Below are 13,090 nucleotides of genomic sequence, written 5' to 3' on the forward strand. Positions count from 1 at the left end.
CTTGACCCCGGTTGCGGAAGGAGAATGAGCCCATGGGCTTTGCAGTGATGACTATGACCGATACCGCGGCTGCGCGCGTAAAGGCGATCGTCGAGAATTCCGGATCCGATGCCAAGGGCGTTCGCGTCGGCATCAAGAAGGGCGGCTGCGCGGGGATGGAATATACCATCGACCTGGTAAGTGAGCCGAACCCCAAGGATGATCTGATCGAGCACGACGGCGCCAGGGTCTGGGTCGAGCCGTCGGCCGTGCTTTATCTGCTCGGCACCGAAATGGGCTTCGAGACCACGACCTTGCGTTCGGGCTTTACGTTCACCAATCCGAACCAGACATCTGCTTGCGGCTGTGGCGAGTCCGTCGAATTGAAGCCTGCAGATCTTGCCGCCCTGGCGGCGCAACGGCAGGCCGTTCAGCCCGCTTAAAGCGGATTTTGTCGTTATTTCACCTCAGAGCGTGTTGGATTCTCAATGTGCGGCCGGCACCGGCGTCAGCTTGAGTCCGAGCGCCTTGACGACTTTCAGGATCGTCGCGAATTCCGGATTTCCCTCGCCGCTCAGCGCTCGATAGAGCGCCGAGCGGTTCATGCCGACATCCTTGGCAAGCTTGCTCATATTGCGCGTGCGCGCCACTTCGCCCAATGCCCTGGCAATGGAGGACGGATCGTCGGTCTCAAAGGCGGCCGCGATGTAGCTGTCGGGATTATCCGTATCAAAGGGATTTTCCTCGTTCATTTCATATGCCTTTCCGTATGAGCCAGTCGCGGATGATGTCGGCCTCGTCTTGATGGAGGCCATGATCGGTCGGCAGCACAAGAGCGCTGACATCCGCGCCGGCGTTTGCAAATTGTTGTCTCACGAGTTCCGCGTCGCCAGGCTCCCGCCGTTGATCGTTCTCGCCTGAGATGATCAGGATCGGCAGCGCGGGCATCGACGGGAACTCTGCGTCAGGTGCCGGTGAAAGAGGCCGCATCAAGATTGCTGATGATGCGAGCCCGGGCCGTCGCTGAAGGATCGATGCTGCCATGATGGCGCCATTGGAGAAACCGAGCAGAACTGGCGGCTGCGCGAGCAGCTTTCGCTCTATCGCCGTTGTAATGAACCGACAGAGCCTATCCGTCTGGCTGTCGAGGTCGACATGATCCAGGCTGCGGTCGGGATTGCGGCGGAAGAAGGCGAACCCTTCTTCCCATTCGACAGAGCCGCGCAGCGCCATGTACGGCCGCTGCGGCGCAACCGCATCCGCAAGCGGGATGAGAGCGGCCTCATCGCTGCCGCTGCCGTGCAGCAGAAGCAGCGGAGAGGAGGAATGCTCCGCCCGCCCGGCGATGAAATGAAAATCCGGCCATTCCGGCATAGTGTCTGACTTCCAAGGCCTCATGGCGCGTCATAAAAAAACGCCGCGCATCCGGTGGGACGCGCGGCGTTTTCATAGACAAGTTTCACAATAGATTTATGTCGGCTTTTCGCGAAGCGACTGAACCGCTTCGCTTTTTCGCAAAAAAATCTACTCGGCCGCCTCTGCGTAGGATTCCACCGGCGGGCAGGTGCATACCAGATTGCGATCGCCATAGACGTTGTCGACGCGATTGACCGGCGACCAGTATTTGTCGACGCGGAACGCGCCGGGCGGGAAGCAGGCCTGCTCGCGGGAATAGGGGCGGTTCCATTCGCCGACGAGGTCTTCCACCGTATGCGGCGCGTTCTTCAGCGGATTGTCGGTCTTGTCCATCCGGCCTTCCTCGATGGCGCGGGCTTCCTCGCGGATCGCCAGCATCGCTTCGCAGAACCGGTCGAGTTCAGCCTTGGTTTCCGATTCGGTCGGCTCGATCATCAGCGTCCCGGCAACCGGCCAGCTCATGGTCGGCGCATGGAAGCCGCAATCGATCAGACGCTTGGCAACGTCATCGACGGTAACGCCGGCGCTGTCCACCAGCGGGCGCGTATCGATGATGCATTCATGCGCCACGCGTCCGGTCTTGGACTTGTAGAGCACGTCATAGGCGCCCTTCAGCCTGGCGGCGATATAGTTGGCGTTGAGGATCGCCACCTTGGTCGCCTGCGTCAGCCCTTCGCCGCCCATCATCAGGCAGTAGCTCCACGAGATCGGCAGGATGGAGGCCGAACCGAAGGCCGCGGCCGAGACCGCGCCGCTGCGACCGTCCGTCTCCGGATGGCCGGGCAGGTGAGACGCCAGATGCGCCTTGACGCCGATCGGGCCCATGCCGGGACCGCCACCGCCATGCGGGATGCAGAAGGTCTTGTGCAGGTTGAGGTGGCTGACGTCGGAGCCGATGTCGCCGGGGCGGGAGAGACCGACCATGGCGTTCATGTTGGCGCCGTCGAGATAGACCTGGCCGCCATGCTTGTGCACGAGATCGCAGATCTCCTTCACCGTCTCTTCGAAAACGCCGTGCGTCGAAGGATAGGTGATCATGCAGCAGGAGAGGTTGCCGGCATATTGCTCGGTCTTGGCGCGGAAATCGGCCATGTCGATATCGCCGTCGTCGCTGACCTTGACGACCACCACCTTCATGCCCGCCATCTGCGCCGAGGCCGGGTTGGTGCCATGCGCCGAAGTCGGGATCAGGCAGATATCGCGATGACCCTCGCCATTGGCGATATGGTAGTTGCGGATGGTGAGCAGGCCGGCATATTCGCCCTGCGCGCCGGAATTCGGCTGCATGGAGAAGGCATCGTAACCGGTCACGGCGCAGAGCTTCTCCGTCAGATCGTCGATCATTTCGCGGTAGCCCAGCGCCTGATCGGCCGGCACGAAAGGATGGATATCGGAGAATTCCGGCCAGGTGATCGGCAGCATTTCCGCCGTAGCGTTCAGCTTCATCGTGCAGGAGCCGAGCGGGATCATCGAGCGGTCGAGAGCCAGGTCACGGTCGGAGAGCCGGCGGATATACCGGGTCATCTCGCTTTCCGCGCGGTTCATGTGGAAGATCGGATGCGTCAGGTATTCGCTGGTGCGCAACAGGGTCTTCGGCAGGCGGTAGGACGGCTCGAAATCGGCGATGCGGAAATCGCCGCCGAAGGCACGCCAGACGGCTTCCAGCGTCGCCGGGCGCGTGCGCTCGTCGAGGCTCATGCCGATCTTCGTCTCGCCGACCTTGCGCAGGTTCACACCCTCGGCGACGGCGGCACGCAGGATGAGACCCTGCATATGGCCGACTTCGACTGTGATCGTGTCGAAGAAGTTTTCCGGCTCGACGGCATAGCCGAGCTTTTCCAGCCCCTTGGCCATCAGGACGGCCTTCTGGTGGACCTGCTGGGCGATGGCCTTAAGGCCCTGCGGACCGTGGAACACGGCGTACATCGAGGCCATGACAGCGAGCAGCACCTGCGCGGTGCAGATATTCGACGTCGCCTTTTCGCGGCGGATATGCTGTTCGCGGGTCTGCAGCGACAGGCGGTAGGCACGATTGCCCCGCGCATCGACGGAGACGCCGACCAAGCGGCCCGGCATGGAGCGCTTGTAAGCGTCCTTGACAGCCATGAAGGCCGCGTGCGGACCGCCATATCCCACAGGCACGCCGAAGCGTTGGGAGGAGCCAATGGCGATATCGGCACCCATTTCGCCGGGCGATTTCAACAGCGTCAGCGCCAACAGATCGGTCGCGACGACGGCGATGGCGCCTGTCTGGTGCAATCTGGAGATCAGCCCGCTAAAGTCGTTGAGGCGACCGTGCGTGCCCGGATACTGGAAGATCGCGCCGAAGACATCGACCGGATCGAGGTCGGTGAAGGGGTTGCCGAGGATAACGGTCCATCCGAGCGGCTCGGCGCGGGTCTTGATCAGCGCGATGGTCTGCGGATGGCACTCGGCATCGACGAAGAAGGCCTTGGCCTTCGATTTCGCCACGCGCTCCGCCATTGCCATGCCTTCGGCCGCAGCAGTCGCTTCATCGAGCAGCGAGGCATTGGCGACATCGAGGCCTGTGAGGTCACTGATCATCGTCTGGTAATTCAGCAGCGCCTCGAGGCGGCCCTGGCTGATTTCCGGCTGGTAAGGGGTATAGGCGGTGTACCAGGCGGGATTTTCCAGGATATTGCGCTGGATGACCGGCGGCGTGATCGTGCCGTAATAGCCCTGGCCGATCAGCGAGACGAGGACCTTGTTCTTGTTGGCGGTCTCGCGCAATCTGTCGAGCGCCTCGCGCTCGGTCATCGGTGCACCCCAGGCGAGCGGCGTCTTCTGGCGAATAGCAGGCGGCAACGTCGCGTCGATCAGGCCGTCAAGGCTGTTGTAGCCGATCACGCCAAGCATATCGGTCATCTCTGACGGAGATGGGCCGATATGGCGACGATTGGCAAAATCGTAGGGCTGGTAGTCGGTAAATTTGAATTCCGTAGGCGTTGTCATTATCCGATCAGCTCCTTGTAACCGGATTCATCAAGAAGACCATCAACATCACTCACGTTCTTCAGCTTCAGCTTGAAGAACCAGCCAGCCCCCATCGGATCGGAATTGACGAGTGCCGGATCGGCGGTGATGGCTTCGTTGACGGCTGTGATTTCTCCGTCGAGCGGACAATAGACTTCGGAAGCCGCCTTGACGGATTCGACTGTTGCCGCATCGTCGCCCTTCGAGAAGCTGGCGCCGACTTCAGGCAGTTCCACGAAAACCAGATCGCCGAGTTGCTCGGCGGCATGCGCCGTGATGCCGACCGTTGCGACGTCGCCATCGATGTTCAGCCACTCATGTTCTTCGGTGAATTTCAGCATGGATAATCCTCTCTGGAAAAGACGTTCAGCGTTTGTAGGTAGGCTTGACGAAAGGCAGGGCGCTGACGGCGACGGGCAGGTATTTGCCGCGCACCTCGGCGTAGACGGTCGTGCCGGCCGATGAGAATCTCGTGGGCACATAGCCCATGGCGACGGGGGATTCCACGCTCGGGCCGAAGCTGCCCGAGGTAACCTCGCCGATCTCGGTCTTGCCCTCGGCATCGGCATAGAGCTTGGCATGACCGCGCACGGGCGCCTTGCCTTCCGGCTTCAGGCCGACGCGGCGGCGCGGGGCACCACCATCGAGTTCGGCGAGAATGCGGGACGCGCCGGGAAAGCCGCCGGCGCGGGTGCCGCCGGTCTTTCGAGCCTTCTGCATGGCCCATTCGAGCGCGGCTTCGACCGGTGTCGTGGTCTGATCGATATCATTGCCATAGAGGCAAAGCCCGGCTTCGAGGCGCAGCGAGTCGCGGGCGCCGAGGCCGATCGGCTGCACATCCGGGTGTTCGAGCAGCCGCTTGGCGATATCCTCGGCCTTGTCGGCCGGTACGGAAATCTCGAAACCGTCTTCGCCGCTGTAGCCGGAGCGCGACACGAGGCAGGAAACGTCGTGCAGGCGACAATGGCGCACATCCATGAATTTCATGTAGGCAATGTCGGCCCAGAGCTCCGCAAGCACGGAAACGGCGCGCGGTCCTTGCAGGGCAATCAGCGCGCGATCAAGTAAGGTAACCTCACAGCTATCGCCGATATGATCTTGAAGATGCTTGAGATCCTGCTCCTTGCAGGCAGCGTTCACGACGACGAAGAGATAATCATCCACATGGGTGATCATCAGATCGTCGAGGATGCCGCCGTTGTCGTCGGTAAAGAAGCCGTAGCGCTGGCGATCTTCCGCGAGGCCGAGGATATCGACCGGCACGAGGCTTTCCAGCGCGAGCGCCGCGTCCTCATATTTGCCGGAACGGGCGCGGATCGTCACCTGACCCATATGCGACACGTCGAACAGGCCGGCGGAAGAGCGGGTCCAAAGGTGTTCCTTCATGACACCCGCGGCATATTGCACGGGCATGTCGTAGCCGGCAAACGGCACCATGCGGGCGCCGAGCGATACATGCAGGTCGTAAAGGGGTGTCTTCTTGAGGGCAGCGGTCTCGTCCAATGACGCCTCCGGGTTTTGCGCTCATATCCGAGCGCAGAGCTCACAATTTCGGCACGGTTGCGCCTGACGATGAGCCCCCTCTGTCTGTTTGCCTGAGATTGTTATCCCTTCGGCGAACGCTTGCGCGTTTCTCTCCAGAGTTCCGTCTGCCCCTTGCTGGTCCTTTGGGCCTGAGAGTTTCCGGGGCGGTTGCTCCTTCGGCACCGGCTTGCGCCGGATTCTCCCAACAAGGTCGAGTGTCATTATCTGGTAGTCGAGAGAGATGGCAAGGGGCAAATGTCGCCGCTGAACAAATTTTTGTCGCGCGCTTCCATCGGTCATCCCGCGAGTGAAAGCGGGGGCTTTGCAACGAGGTTGCGAAAGGCTATCCCTTCGGGTCGATAGAGGAGCTGGGCAGGAGAGAATGATGAACCGTTGTCAGGTCGCAGCATTGCTGATGTCAGCAGCAGCACTTTCGCTTTCGACAGGCGGCGCAATGGCCCAGCAGAGCGGCGACATGAAGGGCATGGCCGGGATGCATATGGATGCGCAGGCGGCGCCATCCGGTTCAGCCACCGGTAAGCTCGGCGATCTCGACATCAGCGGCGGTTATGTCCGCGCCATGCTGCCTGGTCAACCGGTTGGCGGCGGCTACATTACCATCCACAATGGCGGCAAGGCCGACGACACGCTGACATCAGTCATATCCTCGGCTGCGGGCAAGGTGGAATTGCACGAGATGAAGATGGACGGCGAGATCATGAAGATGCGCGAGATCAAGGGTGGTATCGCAATTCCCGCCGGTGCTACCGTGACGCTTTCGCCGAACACGATGCACATGATGTTCAAGCAGGTGAAGACGCCCTTCAAAAAGGGCGGCTCGGTGCCTGTGATGCTGATGTTCGGGAAAGCCGGAATGGTCGATCTCGATCTGCCCGTCGTGTCGGCCAAGGGAAACTGAGCCAGAAAAATATTCGGCCCGGATAATTCCAGTTTCCACTTTTGCTCGAAATGCTCTAAAGCCACGTCGAAAGGCCGGGATATCCGGCTGCGGGGCAGCTGGCCCCGTTATTTGAATTGGCATGATCCCGTCCAACGAGCGTTTGGTATTTTCCGGAGCATGCTGCGGCATTTGAAAGAAGAACAATGGCCGGGATTGAACATATACAGGTCGAGCCTGACGAAGCCGGCATGCGCCTCGACCGCTGGTTCAAGGTACATTTTCCGGGGCTCGGCTTCGGTCAGCTGCAAAAGTTGTTGCGTTCCGGCCAGGTGCGTGTCGACGGCGGTCGCGTCAAGACGGATGCTCGCGTGCAGCCGGGGCAGGTGGTGCGCGTGCCGCCTCTCGATGTTGACGCCAAGGCCCTGAAGAGCGGCCCCATCGGTGGCAATGACCTCAAACACGCCGGCGACGGCGAGCTTCTTGCGCGCATGCTGCTGCACGAAGACGAGAAGGTCTTTGTGCTGAACAAGCCGGCCGGCCTCGCCGTGCAGGGCGGTTCCGGCCTCACCCGTCATATCGACAAGATGCTGGAGGCATGGACGAGCAAGAAGGGCGAAAAGCCACGTCTGGTGCACCGTCTCGACCGCGACACATCCGGCGTCCTCGTCGTTGCCCGCACCCGCGGCGCGGCGCAGAAGCTGACTGCGGCCTTTCGTGAGCGCGACACCAAAAAGACCTATTGGTCGTTGGTCAAGGGTGTGCCGCGCAAGCACGAGGACAAGATTTCGACCTGGCTGGTGAAGGAAGCAACACCCGACGGCGATCGCATGCGCATCGCCAAGCATGGGGAGGAGGGCGCGGATCACGCCATCTCCTATTATCGTGTGCTCGAAATGGCAGCGCAGAGCCTCGCATGGCTGGAGATGGAGCCCTATACCGGCCGCACGCACCAGCTCCGCGTCCATGCGCTGCATATAGGTCATCCGATCATCGGCGATCCCAAATATTTCGATGACGATCCGAACTGGGATTTCCCAGGCGGTGTCCAGAAGCGTCTGCATCTGCATGCCCGCCATATCGATATTCCGCATCCCAATGGCGGCCGCCTGCGCGTTACGGCACCTCTGCCGCCGCACATGGTGCAGACATGGAACCTTCTCGGTCTCGACATGGCATCGGCAGGGGAGCCGGACGACGAATGAAACTCGTTCTTTTCGATTGCGACGGCACGCTGGTCGATAGCGTGCGGCTGATCCACGAGGTCATGGCGCGGACATTCGTTGCCTTTGGCTACAAGCGCCCCGATGTTTCCGCCACCAAGGCGATCATCGGCCTCAGCCTGGATATCGCGGTTTCCCGCATGCAGGGCAAGCCGCATGTCGATGACGAGGCGATTGCCATGACCGCGCACTACAAGTCGATCTTTCCCGGCGTGCGCGACGAGGCGGATATGCAGACGCCGCTCTTCGACGGCATCAAGCCGCTGATCGAGACTCTCGCATCCCGCGACGAATTGCTGCTCGGTGCCGTGACGGGCAAGTCCCGTCGTGGTCTCATCCATATTCTTGAAGCCAACGGTTTTGCGCCCTATTTCGTGGTGTCGCGTACTGCCGACGATTGCCCCTCGAAGCCGCATCCGGCCATGGTGGCGGAATGCTGCGACGAAACCGGCATGGATCCGCACGACACCATCGTCATTGGCGATGCCGTTTACGACATGCAGATGGCAAAGGCTGCCGGCGCGACCGCCATCGGCGTATCCTGGGGTTACGCTTCGGTCGAGGAATTGCTGACTGCCGGCGCCGATGCGATTGCCCACCATCCGAACGACCTGTTGAGCCATATTCTCTGAGGTGACGCCATGCGCGACCTGTTGAACGATCTTTCCGAGGGGCTGAGCCATCCCGATCCGATCCGCCGCGCGCAGATCCAGATGAAGAGACCCTTGCCGAAGCGCTTCTACAAGGACGTGACAATCAACCCGGGCAAGGACGGTCACGCCATTGCGCTCGACGGCAAGGTGGTCAAGACGCCGGCGCGGCATTCTCTGGCCCTGCCGACGGAAGCGCTTGCCAAGCTGGTGGCGGCCGAATGGGCGAGACAAGTCGACGTCATCGATCCAGCAACAATGCCGGTCACCCGTCTGGTCAACAGCGCCATCGATGGTGTGGCGACCGAAAGCCAGGCTGTGTTCGACGAAATCGTGCGCTTTTCCGGCAGCGATCTCCTTTGCTATCGCGCCAATGAGCCGGAGCGGCTGGTCGCGCGGCAGTCGGAGCGCTGGAACCCGGTGATCGAGTGGGCGGCACGCGAGATCGGTGCTCGCTTCATTCTGGCCGAGGGCGTCATTCACCAGCAGCAGCCCCGCGAGGCCATTTCCGCCTTCGCCGCGGCATTGCGCAAATACGATACGCCCATGGAGCTTGCGAGCTTGCATACGATCACGAGCATGACCGGCTCCGCGATCCTGGCGCTCGCCTTTGCCGAGGGCTGGCTGCCGCTTGCCGACGTCTGGTCGTTGGCGCATCTCGATGAAGACTGGACGATCGAACATTGGGGCAGCGATGAGGAAGCCGAGCACCGCCGCGCGCAACGCTTCGAGGAATTTCAGGCGGCAACCGACGTTTTTTCCGCACTGCGCAGTTGAATATTGTTGATTTCCAGTCCTTTATAACAGCCTTCGTATCTTGCGGATTTGGAAGTCGGGGCAGGGATCATGTTGTTGTTGAGGCCGGGGGCCGTATTGGCGCTCGTGGGATGTTTGGCTCTGGCTGCGTGCTCGAGCTGGTCCGTTGATCCTCCTCCTCCAACCTATGACGTTCGCAGCGCGACTGTGGTGGCCGATCAGGCCTTGCCGCCGGTATCGCCGGCGCTGATTGCCGCCACCAATGATCGCGTGAACGCCTCGATCGCCGCAACGGCCCACAGCACGACGTTGCCGCAGGTCGCTATCACCATCCGATTGACCGATGTTCGCAAGGCGCGCGGCTTCAACCGAGATCGCAGCAGCGCCAAGGTCAACATCGACGCAGCGGCGTTGGACGGTGGCTCCGTGGTGGCCATGGCATCCTTTGAAATAAGAACGGTGGCTCCCGATCCTGCCACGGCCGATGAACTGATGGCGGAAGATATCGCTGCTCGCGTCCGCTCCATCTTTTCACTGACCATGCCACGGCTGGCGAACTGAGCCGGCAGCTTCAAACCGCGCTCGCGTCGTGCTAAGCCCGAGCAGCGAAGGAGAGAGGGCCTCATGAAGGAAATTCTGCAGGAACTGGAGCGTCGTCGTGAGGTCGCAAGGCTCGGCGGCGGTCAGGTGCGAATCGATGCGCAGCATGCGCGAGGCAAGCTCACGGCCCGCGAACGCATCGACATCTTCCTCGACGAGGGTTCCTTCGAGGAGTTCGACATGTTCGTCGAGCATCGCTCGACCGATTTCGGCATGGACAAGAGCAAGGTTGCCGGCGATGGCGTCGTGACCGGCTGGGGTACGGTCAACGGGCGCACCGTTTTCATTTTTGCCAAGGATTTCACCGTCTTCGGTGGGTCTCTTTCAGAAGCACATGCGGAAAAGATCACCAAAGTACAGGATATGGCGCTGAAGAACCGCGCGCCCATCATCGGCATCTATGACGCCGGCGGCGCCCGCATTCAGGAAGGCGTGGCCGCACTTGGTGGCTATGCCGAAGTGTTTCAGCGCAACGTGCTTGCATCCGGCGTCATCCCGCAGATTTCCGTCATCATGGGTCCCTGCGCCGGCGGCGATGTCTACTCGCCCGCCATGACCGATTTCATCTTCATGGTGCGCGATACATCCTACATGTTCGTCACCGGGCCGGATGTGGTGAAGACCGTCACAAACGAGACCGTCACCTCCGAACAGCTCGGCGGCGCCTCCGTGCACACGACGAAATCCTCGATTGCCGACGCCGCCTATGACAATGATGTCGATACGCTGCTGCAGGTGCGCCGCCTCGTCGATTTCCTGCCGCAATCGAATACTGCGGCTCTGCCGGAGATCGAGTGCTATCAATCCGTCACCGAGCCCGATACCTCGCTCGACACGCTGATCCCGGCCAATGCCAACAAGCCCTACGACATCAAGGAACTGATCCTCAAGGTGGCGGATGAGGGCGATTTCTTCGAGATACAGGAGAGCTTCGCCAAGAACATCGTCTGCGGCTTCGGGCGGATCGAGGGAGCCACGGTCGGCTTCGTCGCCAATCAGCCGATGGTGCTCGCCGGCGTGCTCGACAGCGATGCGTCGCGCAAGGCGGCGCGCTTCGTGCGTTTCTGCGATTGCTTCAATATCCCGATCGTCACCTTCGTCGATGTGCCCGGCTTCCTGCCGGGAACAGCGCAGGAATATGGCGGGTTGATCAAGCACGGCGCCAAACTGCTCTTCGCCTATGCCGAGGCGACAGTGCCGAAGCTCACCGTCATCACCCGCAAGGCCTTCGGCGGCGCCTATGACGTCATGGCCTCGAAGCATCTGCGCGGCGATCTCAACTATGCATGGCCGACGGCGCAGATTGCCGTCATGGGCGCCAAGGGCGCCGTCGAGATCATCTTCCGCAAGGATATCGCTGATCCCCAGAAAATAGCGGCCCATACGAAGATGTATGAGGACCGTTTCCTGTCGCCCTTCGTCGCAGCCGAGCGTGGTTATATCGACGAAGTGATCATGCCGCGTTCCACCCGCCGCCGGTTGGCGCAGGGCTTGCGGATGCTGCGCAACAAGGACCTGACCAATCCCTGGAAGAAGCACGACAACATTCCACTGTGAGCATGTGACAGCAAGTCACGGATTCCACACGGAAAATTGATTGGACGTCAGAATCCGTGTTTTCACGTTCAGGGGCGGCCGCTCTAATGCTTGCTTCTGGGGGAGTTAAAACTGGAGTTTAAAATGGCGCTTTCCGATCGGCTGAATCAATATCAGCCCTATGCTCTTACTGTATTGCGTGTCGTCACCGGCGTGCTGTTCATCGAACACGGCCTACAGAAGTTTTTCGGCTTTCCGCCCGGGGGCCAATTCCCAAGCCCACTGCCGACCCTGCTTCTGGTTCAGGGTATCATCGAGATCGTCGGCGGTTTGGCAACAATCGTCGGTTTCTTTACCCGCCCCGTCGCATTCATCCTTTGCGGCAACATGGCGGTCGCCTATTTCATGGCGCATTATCCGAAGAATTTCTTCCCGGCCAACAATGGCGGCGACGCAGCTATTCTTTACTGCTTCGTCTTCCTGTTCCTGATCTTTGCGGGTCCCGGCCTTGTGGCCGTCGACAATCGCAAGAAGTAGTCAATGTCATCGCCGGGCTTGGCCGATCGCCATGCCCGGCGAATAATTTTCTCTTTCGCGTGTTGATTCCGTTGTCAGCGGAAAGGGAGCCTTGTCGGCAAGATCTCTTCTGCATTCTATTTCGAACGGAGATCTTCATGTCGGTTTTCGAGCGCTTGTCGCCGTATCAGCCAACCGCACTGGCAATCCTGCGGGTTATTACAGCCCTGTTGTTCATCGAGCACGGCACCCAAAAGCTTTTCGGCTTTCCCCCTGCACCCTTCACGATCACGACATTGTTCTTCGTGGCAGGTGCAATCGAGCTCGTAGGCGGCGTCCTTATCCTGTTTGGGCTGTTCACCCGCCCCATTGCCTTTCTCCTTAGCGGCGAAATGGCGATTGCCTATTTTATGGTGCATATGCAGATCGACTTCTTCCCGGCCAACAATCAGGGAGATGGCGCAGTGCTGTTCTGCTTCATCTTCCTGTTTCTGGTGTTTGCCGGTCCCGGGGATTGGGCGCTGGACAATCGCCAGCGCCGGTGACCGTACCTTGTCAGGTGGCGAGCTTGAGGCCGGCAATGCCTGTGACGATCAGGGCGATGCAGGCCACGCGGACGAGGGTTGCGGGATCGCCGAGCAGCCATATGCCCAACAATACGGTGCCGACCGTGCCGATGCCGGTCCAAACAGCATAGGCCGTGCCCATCGGCAGGGTCTTTACCGCAAGGCCGAGCAGCACAATGCTGATGATCATGGATATGATGGTGAAAGCAGTCGGCATCGGCCGTGTAAAGCCGTCGGTATATTTCAGGCCGACTGCCCAGCCGATTTCAAACAGGCCTGCAAGAAAAAGCAGGAACCAAGCCATGTTACGCTCCTTTATTCAGAGCGAGGCCGTCCCCGCGGATGTTACCGCCGATGAAAGGATATCGGCCGCCGCAGCCGTCTGCGCGGGTTACCATATGCCTCTGCCAAACGAGCTTTTCAAGCTATTGA

15 protein-coding genes and 2 riboswitches are annotated in these 13,090 nt (G+C 60.5%); of the genes, 9 read left to right on the forward strand and 6 right to left on the reverse strand.

Annotation, left to right across the window (positions count from 1 at the left end):
* The first annotated feature begins 32 nt into the window (after window positions 1-32).
* Window positions 33-422 carry a Fe-S cluster assembly scaffold SufA gene (sufA, locus tag FHT28_RS23460; protein ID WP_037202315.1) on the forward strand — a complete coding sequence of 130 codons (390 nt, stop codon included), beginning with the start codon at window positions 33-35 and terminating at the stop codon, window positions 420-422.
* Between the two features lie 42 nt (window positions 423-464).
* Here sufA and FHT28_RS23465 read toward each other — a convergent pair whose 3' ends face one another.
* From FHT28_RS23465 to gcvT, 5 genes are all read right to left on the reverse strand, one after another.
* On the reverse strand, window positions 465-731 hold the full coding sequence (locus tag FHT28_RS23465; RefSeq protein ID WP_037202314.1) for an addiction module antidote protein: 267 nt from the start codon (window positions 729-731) through the stop codon (window positions 465-467).
* A 1-nt stretch (window position 732) separates the two neighbouring features.
* Entirely contained in the window at window positions 733-1,353 is a 621-nt protein-coding gene (locus FHT28_RS23470) for an esterase (protein WP_168597494.1), read from the reverse strand.
* Window positions 1,354-1,503: 150 nt separating this feature from the next.
* Entirely contained in the window at window positions 1,504-4,368 is a 2,865-nt protein-coding gene (gene gcvP / locus FHT28_RS23475) for an aminomethyl-transferring glycine dehydrogenase (RefSeq protein ID WP_168597495.1), read from the reverse strand.
* Window positions 4,368-4,730: a glycine cleavage system protein GcvH gene (gene gcvH, locus FHT28_RS23480; RefSeq protein ID WP_047556651.1), complete on the reverse strand. Its 363-nt coding sequence runs from the start codon at window positions 4,728-4,730 to the stop codon at window positions 4,368-4,370. The genes gcvP and gcvH overlap by 1 nt, the downstream gene beginning before the upstream one ends.
* A 25-nt stretch (window positions 4,731-4,755) precedes the next feature.
* Window positions 4,756-5,892, reverse strand: a complete 1,137-nt coding sequence (gene gcvT, locus FHT28_RS23485; protein WP_168597496.1) for a glycine cleavage system aminomethyltransferase GcvT — start codon at window positions 5,890-5,892, stop codon at window positions 4,756-4,758.
* A gap of 70 nt (window positions 5,893-5,962) precedes the next feature.
* Window positions 5,963-6,040: riboswitch (glycine riboswitch) on the reverse strand.
* A gap of 3 nt (window positions 6,041-6,043) precedes the next feature.
* A riboswitch (glycine riboswitch) is annotated at window positions 6,044-6,128 on the reverse strand.
* Window positions 6,129-6,298: 170 nt separating this feature from the next.
* Between gcvT and FHT28_RS23490 the strand changes: the two genes are divergently transcribed.
* From FHT28_RS23490 to FHT28_RS23525, 8 genes are all read left to right on the forward strand, one after another.
* Window positions 6,299-6,832: a copper chaperone PCu(A)C gene (locus FHT28_RS23490; protein WP_047556801.1), complete on the forward strand. Its 534-nt coding sequence runs from the start codon at window positions 6,299-6,301 to the stop codon at window positions 6,830-6,832.
* 185 nt (window positions 6,833-7,017) lie between these two features.
* Entirely contained in the window at window positions 7,018-8,016 is a 999-nt protein-coding gene (locus FHT28_RS23495) for an RluA family pseudouridine synthase (RefSeq protein WP_037202306.1), read from the forward strand.
* The gene (locus FHT28_RS23500) at window positions 8,013-8,666 is read left to right on the forward strand and encodes an HAD-IA family hydrolase (RefSeq protein ID WP_047556655.1); all 654 of its coding nucleotides are present in this window, start codon (window positions 8,013-8,015) and stop codon (window positions 8,664-8,666) included. The genes FHT28_RS23495 and FHT28_RS23500 overlap by 4 nt, the downstream gene beginning before the upstream one ends.
* A 9-nt stretch (window positions 8,667-8,675) precedes the next feature.
* On the forward strand, window positions 8,676-9,461 hold the full coding sequence (locus FHT28_RS23505) for an ATP12 family chaperone protein (protein WP_168597497.1): 786 nt from the start codon (window positions 8,676-8,678) through the stop codon (window positions 9,459-9,461).
* A gap of 186 nt (window positions 9,462-9,647) precedes the next feature.
* Window positions 9,648-10,001: a hypothetical protein gene (locus FHT28_RS23510; RefSeq protein ID WP_312865271.1), complete on the forward strand. Its 354-nt coding sequence runs from the start codon at window positions 9,648-9,650 to the stop codon at window positions 9,999-10,001.
* Window positions 10,002-10,064: 63 nt separating this feature from the next.
* The gene (locus FHT28_RS23515) at window positions 10,065-11,597 is read left to right on the forward strand and encodes an acyl-CoA carboxylase subunit beta (RefSeq protein WP_037202302.1); all 1,533 of its coding nucleotides are present in this window, start codon (window positions 10,065-10,067) and stop codon (window positions 11,595-11,597) included.
* 123 nt (window positions 11,598-11,720) lie between these two features.
* Window positions 11,721-12,113, forward strand: coding sequence for a DoxX family protein (locus tag FHT28_RS23520; RefSeq protein WP_037202299.1), 393 nt, complete (start codon window positions 11,721-11,723; stop codon window positions 12,111-12,113).
* Window positions 12,114-12,250: 137 nt separating this feature from the next.
* Window positions 12,251-12,637, forward strand: a complete 387-nt coding sequence (locus FHT28_RS23525) for a DoxX family protein (protein WP_168597498.1) — start codon at window positions 12,251-12,253, stop codon at window positions 12,635-12,637.
* Window positions 12,638-12,647: 10 nt separating this feature from the next.
* Here FHT28_RS23525 and sugE read toward each other — a convergent pair whose 3' ends face one another.
* Window positions 12,648-12,962, reverse strand: coding sequence for a quaternary ammonium compound efflux SMR transporter SugE (gene sugE / locus FHT28_RS23530; protein ID WP_037202294.1), 315 nt, complete (start codon window positions 12,960-12,962; stop codon window positions 12,648-12,650).
* Window positions 12,963-13,090 lie beyond the last annotated feature (128 nt).

The organism is Rhizobium sp. SG570, assembly GCF_012275345.1.
Lineage (GTDB): Bacteria > Pseudomonadota > Alphaproteobacteria > Rhizobiales > Rhizobiaceae > Rhizobium > Rhizobium lusitanum.